The following is a 15,787-nucleotide window of genomic DNA, read 5'->3' on the forward strand; positions in this document are numbered from 1 at the left end:
CAGTAGAAAGTGCATCATTAAAGAATGTTATTCTATTGGAAGATAAAGATAAATCGAATGTTCAATCCGATTATCGTGTATATGTTGATGAAATTTTAGAGGATATTAAAAATAAGTTGGGAAGATAGATTTTAAAGGGGCTGTGATTTTCAGAGAAATACTAATTTCTCTTACTCGTCACAGCCCCTTCATATCAATTTAAAGAAAGGAAAATGATGACTAGACAACAAGAATATATTAGGAAAAATGTTCAAAGGATAAATTTCACATATCGTAAGAAATATGATTATAGGTTGTATAATTTTTTTGAAAGATTGAATAAACAATATAAGGGAAATCATATAGAACTTTCAAGAAATAGATTTGTAAAAGATGCAATTACTTATGATATGTCTTCAGAAAAGGATGATATAAAATTAGATAAAGAGTTATATCAATCGTTTCCTGAAGGAATGAAATACAGTTCACAATTCACAATTTCCATCAATAGAAACACAGATAGGGAATTGTATAAGTATCTTCTTGAAATTGAAGAAACACAACCATTAGCTGACTATATAAGATTAGCAGTATATAAGTACATTCAAGAAAAAGAAGTGGTTGTTTGAAAGAATACCTAGAAAATAAATAGGAAGGAGTAAAAATGCCATTTAGAAAATATTCAAACCAATTTAGGAAAGGTGTTTGTCAATTAACTTGTGATTGTGGACATTCTCCATCAAAAACAGCAGAAGAATATGAAATACCTTTAAAAACACTGGAGAAATGGATTACGGCATACAATAAAAATCCTTGTTGCTTTGATAAAAGTGATGATTATTATATAGAGAAACATAAAGAATTTGCAAAACCTATGATAATCTATCTACAAAAGAAATGATTTCTTTACTAAAACAACAAGATGATGAAATACATAGTCTTTACAGTGTTATAACTAGCTATCAAATTAAAGAAAGAATGAAATTAGAAAGAAGAGGAAATAAGCATGATAAATAGAGTGGTAGCCGTAGGGAGATTAACGAAAGACCCTTTGCTAAGTAAAACAATGTCAGGAATCAGCACTTGTACATTTACATTAGCAGTAAATCGAAGAAATCAAGTTGCAGGACAACCTGATGCTGATTTTATACAATGTGTAACATGGAGAAAAACAGCCGAAAACATCACAACTTACTTGCATAAAGGTTCTCTCATTGGAATAGAAGGCAGAATCCAAACACGAACTTATAACAATCAACAAGGACAGAAAGTTTATGTAACCGAAGTAGTGTGCGACAATGTACAATTCTTAGAACCTAAACAAAATTCACAACCTTCACAATATTCTCAATCACAACAGACATATCCATATGAACAACCACCTGTTCAAACTTATTATCAACAACAAAGTATAACTGCTGAAGCAGAAAAAAGCGTTCCTTGGGATGTTGCTGATACGCTAGATATTTCTACAGATGATTTGCCATTTTAATTAAGGAAGGAGTATGGACATGAAAGAACTTGTAGTAGGAAATCCAATTTATGACAAAGAATTAAAAGTATTAGGATTGATTACAGCTTTACCTTATGGAGAAAACAATAAATTCTAATATATTTGGGTGGATAAAAAAGGATTCTCAACTCGTGAAACAGAAAAATTTAGTCATAGTCGGTTTATCTTGTTTGATGTAAATGATATGATTAAATAAGTCAAAAAAGTTTTGATTCCGTTCTATTGATTAACAGAGAATTAGCCAAAACAAAATGGTTTCCATTATTGGTAGAAAAATGGTGGTGGCACATTGACGGAGAAATTGAAGACTGTATGGGATATATAACAGGTGTTTGGGAAAAAAAAGAAGAAAAACCACAAATTATGAGGATGGAAATTGTCTTGAGCGAAGAAAAAGCAAAGCTTCATGGAATTGATGTAAACAAAGGATATAAAGCCATTGATGATTATTTTGAAAATCGAGGAGTACCTAAACTTGGACAAGGAATATATGAATGTATTGAAGATGATAATAGTTTCTCTACATTTAGCGTTGCAATCGCACAATTACCTGAAACAAAATGGTTTCCTTTGCTAGTAGAAAAGTGGCTATGGTATATCCAAGGAGAAGTGGAAGATTGCATTTCATCATTGAAAGGAATTACTCTTTAATAGGATGTTTGTATGAATAAAAAAGCTATCAACTTTGATTTGGATACAAAGAAATTGAGAGAATTCCATCCAAAAGGTATTACTCAAGCCTATACAGATATACGAAATTTTCTTGAAAGTATGGGATTTGAACATAGACAGGGTTCAGGCTATGTATCGAAAGAACCAATGCGTTATGCTACTGTAGATGCAATCGTAGAAAAATGAGTAATGAACATGATTGGTTATCTAAATGTGTAAAAGAAATTGATGTTACTGATGTAGGAGAAAAATATTACAGTTTATTAGATACTGTTTGCGGTAAAGGAAGTATTGTTAAGGATATCTTAGAAGAAAAAGATGAAATTGATTTAGATATTGATATTACAGATGATTTTTTCGACATTGATAAATAACTAAAGGAGTGATTGAGTGAGCAGGAGAGAAGAACAACTACGCAAAATGAGAGATCAAAAAATTTCTGAAAGAGTGAGCAATATTTATTTGTCTTCAATTACTGAAGTTTTATTTGAGGCAGGAGTAAAGAAAGAAGATATTGAAACTCTATTATGTAACCTAACTGAAAAAATTGAGAATTTGACGAAAGGGTACATAGGTTTAGATACTTATATTGAAACAGTTGAAGAAAAAGTTGGAATTAAACTAAAAGGAGAATAAGAATATGAAAACAACAATTAAAAAAGTGGATTTAGCTGAAAGTGTAAAAAACGCACTAGCAACAACAAAAAGTGCAGGAATGGAAGCAGTGGAAACAGTATTTACAGAAATCGCAAAAGCACTGGCTGAAGGCAATACAGTTGAAATTTCAGGGTTTGGTAAATTTGAAGTAACTGAACGCTCTGCGAGAACTGGAATCAATCCTGCTACAAAAGAAAAAATCGAAATTCCTGCAAGTAAATCAGTAAAATTCAAGCCAAGTAAAGCACTAAAAGATCAAGTAAAATAACTATACAAATGCCTTGTTCAGAACTTGGCATTTTTTCTTTTTTGGCATCAAAAAAAGGCATTTGGAAAAATGCCATTTGCCTTTTGTTAAATTGATACAAGAGTGATACGAAAAAAAGTAAAACATATATATTTTAAGTCTTTTATAGACAATGCAGATATTATAAACACGCATAATTACTTCACTTCATATTCAGAATTTTTTAGTAGAAAAAATTAAGGAGGATATTTTGAAGAATGATTAATCCATATGTTGAACAATTAGAAAATATAATCTCAGCATTTGTTAACAATATTTATAAGGAAGTTCCTCCTACAGAAGAAGAATTTTTGGAGAAAGCCACTTTGTTAAGAAATGCAAATGCGCCTATTATGCCGGTTTCTGATGATGAATTTGCAGAGATAATTTCTAGACTCAAGCAATCATTAGTAATCCAGATGGATATTGGGGTATATATTAACGATCGTAATAACGGGCATCAGTCATGGTTACCTTCAAAGAGAGCCGATTTCGACTTCTTTTTTTGGAACAGATATAAGAAGTATCTGGAAGAAATTAAACATTGGAATCCGAGAGTTACAACAAATCTAGGAAAAGTTTCTGATGAAATATTAGATTTATGTGGTGATCCGTCAGAAGATCATTTTGCAATAAAAGGTCTGGTGCTAGGAGATGTGCAGTCAGGTAAAACTGCTAACTACACAGCCATTTGTAATAAAGCAGCAGATACAGGTTATCGGATTATTATTGTCTTAGCTGGTATGCAGGAGAATTTGCGCAAGCAAACACAAGAAAGATTGGATGCCGAATGTACCGGAAGAAAGAGCGAATATTATCTGGACCCTAAAGCCGAACAGGGTATAAAGAATCAGCCGGTCGGTGTAGGAAGATACGGAACAGATAAAAAAATCGTTGCATTTACTTCCGTGACCAAAGATTTTGATAGCGGTATTCTTAGAAACAATAATTTGGGCATCGAAAACGTTAATTGCCCTGTTATTTTAGTGGTGAAGAAGAATAAAAGAATTTTAAATAATTTGATCAAGTGGCTATCAGATAATAACACGCAAAATGCCGCCGGACAGATTGATCTTCCTCTCATGCTAATTGATGATGAGGCTGATAACGCATCAGTTAATACAAAAGACGAAGATTCTAAGCCTGCAGCAATTAATGACTGTATTAGACGCTTATTGAATCTATTCAGTAAAACTACGTATTTAGGCATTACTGCGACGCCTTTTGCAAATATATTTATCGATCCGGAAAAAGATGATGATCTCTTTCCAGCTGATTTTATTTATGCACTATCCGCTCCAACTAATTATATTGGGGCTGATAGAATATTTGGAGAAAATTCTGATAGTGATCACATGCTTCAGGAGATTGATATAGAAGAGTTAGAAGCGTGCTTTCCTCCAAAACATAAAAAAGACTTTATGGTAGAAGATTTGCCTGAGGATTTATATGAAGCTACATATTATTTCTTGTTATTAAATGCAATTCGCGACTATAGAGGTGACCTTACAGAACATAGATCTATGATGGTACATATAAGCCTTTATACCAATGTTCAAAATCAGATACAAGAAATGCTGAATGTGTGGTTAGATCAGGTGAAATCGGATGTTCGAAACTATGCTAAATTACCACTTTCTCAAAGTGAAAAAATAAAAAATATAAAAGCGATGCATGTTGTTTGGGACAAGTATCATTTGAGTGGGATTGTTGGAATAGAATGGGAAGACTTGCTAAAAAATTATTTGCACAAGGCAATTTCTCCTATTGAAGTTCGTGCAGTAAATATGAAAACTGGTGCAGCGAGTTTAGATTATTTTAATCATAAGAATGATGGTTTGCGTGTAATTGCTGTAGGTGGAAATAGTATGTCGAGAGGTTTGACCTTAGAGGGCCTTGGCGTAACATATTTTCATCGTAATACAAAGATGTACGATACTTTGTTACAGATGGGGCGTTGGTTCGGATATAGACCAAATTACGGGGATATTGCAAAGGTATGGATGACACCAGAGGCTATCGATTGGTATGGACAAATTACTAGAGCTACAGCTGAACTTAAGGAAGAAATCTCGAAAATGAGAAATGCAAATCAAACTCCTAGAGACTTTGGTCTGAAAGTTCGACAAGATCCTGGCGCATTAATTGTGACTGCGCGAAACAAGATGCGTACAGCAACTGATTTGACATGTCCTGTTACAGTGTCTGGTAATTTGCTTGAGACACCTAGATTAAAAGCATCAAAAAATATTTTGGCTTCAAATGAGATTGCATTCAAGAATTTTGTAAATTCGTTGAGTAGTATTGGAGACAGATTTTTTGATGAAGAACGTACGAAGGGACATTATTACTGGAAGAATGTTCCGGGAGATAATGTGGCTCAATTGTTGTTGGATTTCGAGACAAACCCATGGCATTTGAGTTTCAATGGTAGAGCACTTGCGGAATTTATAGAGAGCCATCATTGGAGCAATGGATGGGATGTAGTATTAATAAAAACAGGAACAGGCATTCCGTTCAATGAACCGTTGCAGTGCGGTGATGAAATGCTGGAGATTGAAGGGACAGAAAAAAGAAAAATTTTAGCTGATAAAAAAATGATCAGCGTGAGTGGCACTAAGTTGCGTGTTGGAGCTGGTGGATGTACACGAATTGGATTATCCAAAGACGAGATTCAAGATGCGGAAAAAGCATATAGATCTATACCTGGAAATGAGAATAAGAAAAATATTCCGGACAAAGCGTATCTGATCGCCAATAGAAATCCAATTTTAATGTTACATATAATACAAGCTGATTATTCAAAGGCTGAGAATAAAGATTTACCTGAATTTTTATTTGCGTTGGGAGTTGGTTTCCCTAAAACTAATGGCTCCACTGAAACTGCGAATTATAAAGTTAACTTAATTGAGTTGAGAAATTGGGTGGATGTTTATGACAATTATGATGACGAGGAGGATATGTAATGAGTGGTAAAGAAAACGAATTAAGAGAAAAATGGAATACTATTAATTACTATTCTGGTGGAGCATTGAAATTGTCTGTAAAGCATCCTCTTGAATGGTATGTTCGATATGCAACGCCAGAGCATAAGTCTGTTGTAATAGTGAGCAAAAAAGCTATTAGAAAACTAGATTCGTCAAAATGTATCGATGCTACATGTAATCAGAGAAAGGACGGTAAATATGCGATTTCCTTTACTTTGATGGATAGAAAACAGGAAGATGTTTTCATAACAATGGCAGGAGATATTATAGAATATTCCAATGTGGAAACTGACGATGTAGCATTGCTTAAAGTATTGCGCAGATATAATGCGTGGTTAAAGTTATTAGACCATAAAAGCAACGCAGTGTTAGGTAGTAACACACAAAAAGGTCTCATTGGAGAGTTGTTGTTTTTGAAAGAAAAAATAGAGGATGGAATGTTACCGTCTGTTGCTTTAGCTGGATGGGTTGGCTCAGAAGGAGCGGATCAAGATTTTGTATATGCAGATTGTTGGCATGAGATAAAATCTACATGGGCTTCATCTTCAGAGATATCGATTTCTTCTGTTGAGCAATTAGATAGAAACGACGAAGGAGAATTGGTCATTTATCGAATTGATAAATGTGCGCCGGATCAACCGAAATCATTTACGTTATATGGATTGGTTCATGAAGTGATAGAGTTGATTTCACGACGCGGCGAAAATCCAGATGAGTTAATATTTAAACTTGGCTCAGCAGGATATATTGACATGAAAGAATATGATAAACAGTATTTTAATACATCCTCAAAACAAGTATATGTTGTAAATGAATTATTTCCGAGAATACGGAGAGCTGATGTTCCAACAGAGATAACAAATGCTGAATATCAGATAGATATCCCAAGTATAAAAAGCTGGGAGAAGTAATAAAAATGGGAGGATGTTAACATGGATTCTACCGAATTTAAAAAAGATTTTATAGAGAGTATAAAAACTGCAGCAGCAGTTACTGGAGAAGGGTCATGTGCATCCTTTGTAGATAATATGGCTCAGTATTTAATTGATGCTGAAGCGTTATCTGATTTCACACCATCTTTTTATAAGGGGAAAAGTGGACGTAGTAATTATAGGGTAGACGGATATGTATACGACGAGTTCGATAACACAATGAATCTTATTATTGCAGATTTTGATGGTAATGATTTGGAACGTCGACTTACTGGAACAGCTGCAAATAAGGATTTTGGTCTGCTCATGAAATTTCTTGATGTAGCATTGACGACTAATCTATACCAAGAAATAGAGATGAGTACACCATGTGCAGATTTAGTAGATCTCTTAAGGTATAACAAAAAGGCAATTCGTAAATATCGTTTTCTTGTATTCACTGATGCAGATATGAGTGCTACTATAAAAACAGTAGAAATTGATGACTATAATTCCATTCCTGTAGAAGGTCAGATTTGGGATATAGATCGTTTGTTCAGAGTCTGCTGTTCAGAACAAGGCCGTCAAATTATTGAGATTGATTTTAAGGAGTATTGTGGAGAAGGCATTCCATGTATAGAGGCTAGTTCTGCGTCTACAGAACAGTATAGTAGCTATTTGGGAGTAATTCCTGGAACCGTTTTGGCTGATATATATGACAAGTATGGCAGTAAACTTTTGGAGGGAAATGTCAGGTCATTCTTATCTACTAAAGTAGCGGTCAATAAGAAAATCAGAGGGACTATCCTGAATAATCCACAGATGTTTTTTGCATTTAATAATGGAATTTCAGCAACTGCAATGGACGTTGAGATAGAAGATACAAACCATGGAAGATTTATCACCTTCGTTAGAGACTTTCAGATTATTAATGGTGGACAGACAACGGCCTCTATTTCAAATGCAAGATATAAGGATAAAGCAGATTTATCATCTATTTTTGTTCAAATGAAATTGACTTCAATTGATGAATCAACACCAGAAGAGTCGGATGAGTTGATCAGAAATATTTCTAGATCTTCAAACAGTCAGAATAAGGTTAGTGATGCAGACTTTTTTGCATCTCATCCGTTTCATCGTCGTATGGAACAAATCTCAAGACATTTATTTGCACCGGCATCTGAAGGCGTACAGTATGAAACTAAATGGTTTTACGAAAGAGCAAGAGGACAATATCTGCAAGAACAGATGCGCTTGACACCGGCAAAGAAAAAACAATTTGAGTTACAACATCCTAAGAATAAGGTAATTAAGAAAACAGATCTTGCGAAGGTACAAAATACATGGAGAGGATTCCCTCAGATTGTGAGTAAAGGTGCACAGACCAATTTTAACTCGTTTGCAGAGTATATAGATGAGCAATGGAATACAAATGAGGAACAGTTTAATGAGAGATATTTCCAAACTACTGCTGCGTTGATTCTCTTGTTTCAATATCTAGAGAAGACAATACCAAAACAGCCTTGGTATGAGGGCGGATATCGTGCAAATATCATATATTACACATTGGCACAATTTAGAAGATTGTTGCATAGTCAATATCAAGGACAGGAACTTGATTTAATGCTGATTTGGAATAGACAAAGTGTACCTGAACAAGTGGGTACAGTTTTAATCGCATTGGCAGAGCTGGTTCTTCTTCGAATAACTGATCCGTCAAGAAAAGTTGCAAACGTTACTCAGTGGTGTAAGAAAAATGATTGCTGGGAAGATGTGAAGAAAATCAATATGGATATTCCTGAAGATATTGAGAATTATTTAATTACTATTGATGAACAGAAGGCTGCACAAAAGTCCGCTAAGAAAGAGCAGAAGGTTGTAAATGAAATTCAGGCTCAGACAACAGTAGTAAATTATCCTGTAGAAATGTGGATGCGACTATCAGAGTTTGTTGTTAGAAATCATATGGTAACACCTACAGATGTATCTGCATTAGCGATTGCATGTAAAATGCCTGCTAAAATACCAAACACTTATCAATGCAAACGCTTACTTGCATTGCTACGAAAAGCCTCCGAAGAAGGCTTTAATACGGAAGCGTAAGATGGAGGAACTATGTTTAATACAATAGATTTGTTTGCGGGTGCTGGGGGATTGAGCCTGGGTTTTATGCAAACAAAAAAATTCGATATAAAAGTTGCATATGAATTTAATCCTGCTATGCAGGAGACATATAAGAAAAATCATCCTGGAGTAGCTGTATTCGGAGATGTTAGAGATGCTAATTTCGCGGAAATAAAAGAAAAATATGGCGACATTGATGTTGTAATTGGAGGACCACCTTGCCAGGGATTTTCTAATGCAAATAGGCAAAAAAATCATGCAATCAGTCAGAATAATTCCCTGGTGAAACAGTATATTAGAGCAATCTTAGAACTAAAACCAAAGGCATTTGTAATGGAAAATGTAAGTATGCTTAGATCAGATGTTCACAGATTCTACCTATGTGAGGATGACCTAGAATTAGTGGAAAGCAATGTGATTAAAACTGCTAATACAGAGTTGGCTTTACTGGATGCTGAGTTTATGTTTGATGAAGCGATTAACATTGTGCAGTCTGAGCAAGAAATTGCTCGATATAAATGGGATGATTTTGATTATCTCGAATTGAATGTTATCTATAAAGCATCTAAGAATGTAACCAAATTTAAAGCTGTATTGGAGAATCATAAAGATCGTTTGATAAAAATATCAGAGAAGCACACCAAGCGAAATGAAGATGATTTCATTATCAACGCTGATATGGTTGCGTTTAATGCAATACTGGATTATTACGCTGGGAAAATAGAAGCATCTCAGATCAAGGCATTAATTGAACCGGCAATTATGTACCAAAGAATGATAAGTAAGGCACAGGAAATATTTGAAAACGATATTGTGGTTGATAGTTATACTGACAATAAAGGTCTGATAGCCAATATACGTTCATATGCAGTTTTTGATTATTTAAAGGCAAAGCTAAAGGGGACCAACGATGATGACGGATATGCAATTTCGGCAGATGTTCTTTCCGCAACCCAGTTTGGAGCTCCGCAAAAAAGAATGCGTTTTATAGTAATGGGAATTCGTAAAGATATTACTGATGAAGTGAAACTTCCGGAAGGAAAATTTAAAGATGGTCCATATAGGACGGTTGCGGACGCGATTAAAGACTTAGAAGATGTTGAGCCGGTCTATAATGTATCTGATGATAAAAATGGCATAAAGCTACAAGCTAAAACTAATTTAAGTGATTTGGCTCAGACACTTCGTGATTCTAAGATATTGCATAATCACATTATAACGAAAACGACACCGACAGCTATGGAGCGTTTTAAAGCGTTAGATCAGGGACAAAATTTTCATTCCTTATCTGATGAGATGAAGACGAACACTTATACAGATGTTACAAGAACCCAGAACACAATCTATCTTCGTTTAAAATACGATGAGCCGTCTGGTACCGTTGTCAATGTGCGTAAATCAATGTGGGTGCATCCTACAAAAGATAGAGCAGTAAGTATAAGAGAAGCAGCTCGTTTGCAGACCTTTCCAGATAGTTTTGTTTTTTGCGGAACAAAGGATAAGCAATATCAGCAGGTAGGGAATGCGGTACCGCCTATAATGGCAAAAGCTATAGCAAAGAAATTGGCTAACCAGCTTAATAAAGCATTATCAAAGAAATAAGGAGATACTTATGAGTCGAAGAGCATACTATTTTAATTCTATAACCAACTTTATATTAGAAGATGAGGAGTCTGTTCTCGGCCAGTTATTGATTAATGATGAGTTTGAAACTACCGATCTCCAAAAGATGGCTTGGAGATCGGAAATTCAAATTTTAAAGGAACAATTAGTTGATTTTTCTCAAGGTGACATTATTTTCGAATATACCATACCAAGAATGGGACACAGAGTAGATGTGATATGTATAATAGAAGGAATTATTTTTCTCTTAGAGTTTAAGGTTGGAGATAAAGAGTACAAGAAATCTACTACAGATCAGGTAATGGATTATGCATTGGATTTGAAATACTTTCATGATAAAAGTAGGGCCAGGCATCTTGTCCCGATTAACGTTTCAACGAAGGCGTTAGAAAAACAGAATGAATATTATTGTATGCCAGATAATATTCATAACACTCTTTTGTGTAATGAAGACAATATTGGCAGTACTATTCGAGAAAGTATTTCGACAATTAATGATACGCCGTTACCTGCACTGGAGTGGATAAATTCAAGATACGTTCCTACACCGACCATCATTGAAGCTGCGCAGGCATTGTATAGAAAACACGGTGTAGAAGATATTTCTAGGAATGATGCTGGTGCAAAAAATTTAACGATAACAACAGCAGCGATTTCTGATATAATTGATCAGTGCAAGAAGAACAACGAAAAAGCTATATGTTTTGTTACAGGTGTTCCTGGTGCTGGAAAAACACTCGCTGGCTTGAATATAGCAAACAAACGTCATCATTTTAATGAAGATGAACATGCTGTTTTTCTTTCTGGAAATGGTCCACTGGTTGATGTTTTGCAGAATGCGCTTGCAATAGATTGTGCGGAGAGAGAAGGCGTGACTAAAAAAAGAGCTCTCCGGGAAACGAAAGCCTTTATTCAAATTATTCATAAGTTTAGAGATGAGGCTTTGACTACGGATATGGTACCAGTAGAGAAGGTGGCAATTTTTGATGAGGCTCAAAGAGCATGGAACAAAGAGTCACTCGCTGATTTTATGAAGCGAAAAAAAGGAATTCCCGATTTTAACCAGTCAGAACCTGAATTTTTGATTGGTATTATGGACAGACATAGAGATTGGGCCGTTATAGTTTGTCTTGTAGGTGGTGGACAAGAAATATATAACGGAGAAGCAGGAATTCAGGATTGGTTTGAAACTCTGGCAGATGATTATCCAGACTGGAAGGTATACCTGTCAGATAAAATTACAGATACAGAATACGTAGGAAAATCAGATATTTCGACATTGCTACATGGACGAGAGTATCACTGCATTTCCGATTTGCATTTAGGGGTTTCGCTACGCTCGTTCAGAAGCGAAAAATTAGCTCTTTTTGTAAAACTATTGTTAGATGAAAAGGCGGAAGAGGCCAAAAGCGTCAATAATGAACTTAAACATTCATATCCGATTTTTCTGACACGAGATCTTGAAACCGCAAAAAAATGGGTGAAGGATAAAGCTCGTGGAACAGAACGGTATGGACTTTTAGCAAGCTCAGAAGGAAAAAGATTGCGAGCTGAAGGCATATGGGTTCCATCAGATATAAATCATGTAGGGTGGTTTTTAAATGGGAAAGATAATGTTGACTCATCATATTACTTAGAAGTGGCGGCGTCTGAATTTAAAGTACAAGGTTTAGAGGTAGATTATGCAATACTAGCATGGGATGCTGATTTTAGGTATACGACTGAAGGATTTGATTATTTTAAGTTCAGGGGCACGAAATGGAATCATGTTAATCAGGAACGAAGGCAGAGATATCTAAAAAATGCTTATAGAGTTTTGTTAACCAGAGCAAGACAGGGATTGATTATTTATGTCCCTGAAGGGTCTGATGAAGATCCATCAAGAAACAAGGATTATTATGATAGGACTTTTCAATATTTGAAGAGCACTGGAATGAAAGAAATATGAGGGGTGATATTTTGAAGGATATAAAGTATGAAGATTTAAATAAAACGTTAGCAGCAGTTGGAAAAGCTGTGTTTGTAAATTTTTATTATGACTTCAAAGATTTTTCTATTTCAAAAGACGAATTGGCTAAAAAGATTCTTTCGGAGAATCCAGGATCGAAGTCAGATAGTCAAAACTTTCGAATTCCAAGAGCAAGACATATATTTGAATCAGGACAGGAGAAGGAAGCATTACGTATTATTATTGAAAGCAAACGTGTAGATAAAAAAGCAGTAGAAAAAGCTAAGCATATTTTGGCTAAAGAAATTATTAGAGAAGATTTCCAAACAGAGAGTACAGAGGAACGACAATTTATCGAACATTTCAATCAAGAAATTCAATATGACGCTACTCTAAGGGAGGCTCCTTTGATTGTGGAGAGAACACAATACATATATCCTCGAAAACAAAATGAGTCGAAGAATGCTTTGAGGCGAGCAAAGTATTTGTGCGAAGTAGATAATTCACATTTTGTTTTTAAACGAAGAAATAGTTCTGATAATTATACAGAGCCACATCATTTGATCCCATTATCGACGTATCGTGATTTTCCAGGAATTGATTTGGACAGAGAACAAAATATTGTATCACTTTGTAGTAATTGTCATAATATGTTGCATTATGGCGCCTCGTACAAAGAAGTGCTATATGAGTTGTATGTTCAAAGAAGGGAATTATTAAAACAGATAGGCATAGTAGTATCTTTTGAACAATTGGTGAGTTATTATTGAATGATAAGACATTAAAATAAAAGAAAAGCTTAATGAAAAATCTTTTTTGATCATTTTAATGTATTAAAGATTATGATTCAATCGATATAACTGTTATGGTAAAGACGCTTTGATATGGATGAGAAATAACCAGAAGGAGGTTCCCTATTTGAAAAAGAAAAAAGATGAAATAACCATCCGTTCCAGTGCTGCAGAATATCTAACTTATGTTGCCTCTGTTGGCGATCAGCAGGACAGTATTGAGATGCGCTATGAGGATGAGAATATATGGCTGACACAGAAGATGATGGCCACGTTGTACGATGTGGATGTTCGCACCATAAATTATCATGTAAAAAAAATCTTCAGTGATAGCGAATTACAAGAGGATTCAGTTATCCGAAAATTTCGGATAACTGCCGCTGACGGAAAAAGCTACAGCACAAATCACTATTCCTTGGAGATGATTATTGCAGTAGGCTTTAAGGTAAATTCAGAGCGTGCGGTGCAGTTCCGTAAATGGGTCAATCAAATTGCCAAGGACTACACCATCAAAGGCTGGGTTATGGATGACGAACGTCTCAAACGCGGAACTTATCTGACAGAAAAGTATTTTGATGAGCAGTTAGAACGAATTCGTGAAATTCGAGCAAGCGAAAGAAAGTTTTATCAGAAAATAACTGACCTGTATGCCACTGCCATTGATTACGATAAGAATTCCGCAACTACCAGGAGATTCTACGCAACAGTTCAGAATAAAATGCATTATGCAGTTCATGGTCATACGGCGGCTGAACTGATTGTAGAAAGAGCTGATCATACAAGAGAGCATATGGGATTAACTACTTGGGCAGACGCTCCTGAAGGCAAAATTAAGAAGAGTGATGTTACGGTTGCCAAGAATTATTTGAGCCAGGATGAAATGAAATAGCTGAATCGTATGGTTACTGCATACTTGGATTTTGCTGAGAACATGACATTAAGACATATTCCACTCACGATGCAGGACTGGGAAAAACGGCTTAATAGCTTTATTGAAATGTTTGATTATGGTATTTTACAGGATGCAGGGAAAGTGTCAGCTGAAATTGCAAAGCTTCATGCTGAGACAGAATTTGAAAAGTATCGTGTTATTCAGGACAGATTGTTCATGTCTGACTTTGATAAATACATGTTGGAATTGGAAGAGAATGTGAAGAAGTAATAGGATCAGTTCTCCCTTTCAATGCCGGATTTTCAGGCACAACAAGGTCGAGTGCATGGAAACCTGGCTAGCAGTTAGGACGAAAAATAGCTGTTGACCTGTTTTTTGTAGGAAGAACGGACAAGGTTGAGGCGATGACGGTTCCTCACAGAATTTGACTTTTATGTTGGAATCACTATAATAGTAGAAACGAATAAAAAAGTTGAACTTTTTCCGTAAACGGGCGAGGTCCAGACTGTAATATGGATAGCGGAATGTATCAAGATATTTTTGCTACAGAATTTGTAGATATGTTTCCACGAACAAACGGAGATATTTTGATACAAACCATATTAGTCTGGATAGGTTCCCGATGACCGACATCAATCCGGACCTATCGAGCCACGTTGAGTGCGTTGTATTGATGTCAAGGGTTGAGAAATAGATGTACAAAAAAGGCTAGAAAACAGGGGATTTCAAAAAATAGATTCTGATTTTTGCGTACATTGGAATCACGGAAAAGCCTGTAAAATCAAGGTATGGGAACATATCAATACGGATAGTTGAGTTGACAGAATGGATATTGGGTAGGTTGTGGAGATAGGATGGATTTTTCCCGGGTTGAGTTGACAATATTGTTGAACAGGCTAATTACTATATGCGGAAAATGAACTTATGATAAGTAGGCACGAGGTCGAGGAGGAAAAATATGCGAGAAAATTCAAGAATACACTTCATACCTCCGATTCCAAAGAGAGAAGAGAAAGTAGGCAGTTATTGCCGTGTAAGTACCAACAGTGCAGAACAATTACAAAGCCTGACAGCCCAGGTATCGCATTGACAAAACTGACAGCGGCTATGCCTCAATGGCTTCTGGCAGATGTTTATATGGACATTGCCACTAGCAAAACAGGCTCGTCACGCAAAGAGTTTAATCGTATGCTGGAAGACGGTAAGGCTAATAAATTGAATATTATTATGACAAAGAGTATCAGCAGGTTTGGAAGAGATACAGTTGAAATCTTAGAGGCATTGAATCAATTAAAGCAACTTGGGGTAAGGGTGATATTTGAGCAGGAAGAACTGGATACGGCAAAGACGGATAGTGATTTAATGATTGCGATTATTGAATCTCTGACACAGGCAGAGAATGAG

General features: G+C 35.5%; 15 protein-coding genes and 1 pseudogene. All 16 read left to right on the forward strand.

The window, feature by feature from the left end; genetic code table 11:
* The first annotated feature begins 212 nt into the window (after nt 1-212).
* Entirely contained in the window at nt 213-608 is a 396-nt protein-coding gene (locus ACLUJM_RS10055) for a hypothetical protein (protein ID WP_233108931.1), read from the forward strand.
* A gap of 35 nt (nt 609-643) precedes the next feature.
* Nucleotides 644-880: a transposase gene (locus tag ACLUJM_RS10060; RefSeq protein ID WP_002607804.1), complete on the forward strand. Its 237-nt coding sequence runs from the start codon at nt 644-646 to the stop codon at nt 878-880.
* Nucleotides 881-985: 105 nt separating this feature from the next.
* The gene (gene ssb / locus ACLUJM_RS10065) at nt 986-1,471 is read left to right on the forward strand and encodes a single-stranded DNA-binding protein (protein ID WP_002607803.1); all 486 of its coding nucleotides are present in this window, start codon (nt 986-988) and stop codon (nt 1,469-1,471) included.
* Nucleotides 1,472-1,714: 243 nt separating this feature from the next.
* Nucleotides 1,715-2,143 (forward strand): hypothetical protein, encoded by a 429-nt coding sequence (locus ACLUJM_RS10070; protein WP_233108930.1) that lies wholly within the window; start codon nt 1,715-1,717, stop codon nt 2,141-2,143.
* Nucleotides 2,144-2,155: 12 nt separating this feature from the next.
* Nucleotides 2,156-2,350, forward strand: a complete 195-nt coding sequence (locus ACLUJM_RS10075; RefSeq protein WP_002607800.1) for a hypothetical protein — start codon at nt 2,156-2,158, stop codon at nt 2,348-2,350.
* Entirely contained in the window at nt 2,347-2,538 is a 192-nt protein-coding gene (locus ACLUJM_RS10080; RefSeq protein ID WP_002607799.1) for a hypothetical protein, read from the forward strand. The genes ACLUJM_RS10075 and ACLUJM_RS10080 overlap by 4 nt, the downstream gene beginning before the upstream one ends.
* Nucleotides 2,539-2,554: 16 nt before the next feature.
* Nucleotides 2,555-2,800, forward strand: a complete 246-nt coding sequence (locus ACLUJM_RS10085) for a hypothetical protein (protein ID WP_002607798.1) — start codon at nt 2,555-2,557, stop codon at nt 2,798-2,800.
* A 4-nt stretch (nt 2,801-2,804) separates the two neighbouring features.
* On the forward strand, nt 2,805-3,089 hold the full coding sequence (locus ACLUJM_RS10090) for an HU family DNA-binding protein (protein ID WP_002607797.1): 285 nt from the start codon (nt 2,805-2,807) through the stop codon (nt 3,087-3,089).
* Between the two features lie 236 nt (nt 3,090-3,325).
* On the forward strand, nt 3,326-6,073 hold the full coding sequence (locus tag ACLUJM_RS10095; protein WP_008817742.1) for a Z1 domain-containing protein: 2,748 nt from the start codon (nt 3,326-3,328) through the stop codon (nt 6,071-6,073).
* Nucleotides 6,073-7,005 (forward strand): PD-(D/E)XK motif protein, encoded by a 933-nt coding sequence (locus ACLUJM_RS10100; protein WP_008817741.1) that lies wholly within the window; start codon nt 6,073-6,075, stop codon nt 7,003-7,005. The genes ACLUJM_RS10095 and ACLUJM_RS10100 overlap by 1 nt, the downstream gene beginning before the upstream one ends.
* Nucleotides 7,006-7,026: 21 nt before the next feature.
* Nucleotides 7,027-9,108: an AIPR family protein gene (locus ACLUJM_RS10105; protein ID WP_008817740.1), complete on the forward strand. Its 2,082-nt coding sequence runs from the start codon at nt 7,027-7,029 to the stop codon at nt 9,106-9,108.
* Between the two features lie 12 nt (nt 9,109-9,120).
* On the forward strand, nt 9,121-10,731 hold the full coding sequence (locus ACLUJM_RS10110; protein ID WP_008817739.1) for a DNA cytosine methyltransferase: 1,611 nt from the start codon (nt 9,121-9,123) through the stop codon (nt 10,729-10,731).
* A 10-nt stretch (nt 10,732-10,741) separates the two neighbouring features.
* On the forward strand, nt 10,742-12,700 hold the full coding sequence (locus tag ACLUJM_RS10115; RefSeq protein WP_008817738.1) for a DUF2075 domain-containing protein: 1,959 nt from the start codon (nt 10,742-10,744) through the stop codon (nt 12,698-12,700).
* 11 nt (nt 12,701-12,711) lie between these two features.
* Nucleotides 12,712-13,470 carry an HNH endonuclease gene (locus tag ACLUJM_RS10120; protein WP_254225305.1) on the forward strand — a complete coding sequence of 253 codons (759 nt, stop codon included), beginning with the start codon at nt 12,712-12,714 and terminating at the stop codon, nt 13,468-13,470.
* 286 nt (nt 13,471-13,756) lie between these two features.
* A pseudogene (locus tag ACLUJM_RS10125) lies at nt 13,757-14,653 on the forward strand (virulence RhuM family protein).
* Nucleotides 14,654-15,307: 654 nt separating this feature from the next.
* Nucleotides 15,308-15,787, forward strand: a 480-nt coding sequence (locus ACLUJM_RS10130) for a recombinase family protein (protein ID WP_412412760.1), incomplete at its 3' end; no start/stop codon positions are given.

The organism is Finegoldia sp. (assembly GCF_046991905.1).
Classification (GTDB): domain Bacteria; phylum Bacillota; class Clostridia; order Tissierellales; family Peptoniphilaceae; genus Finegoldia.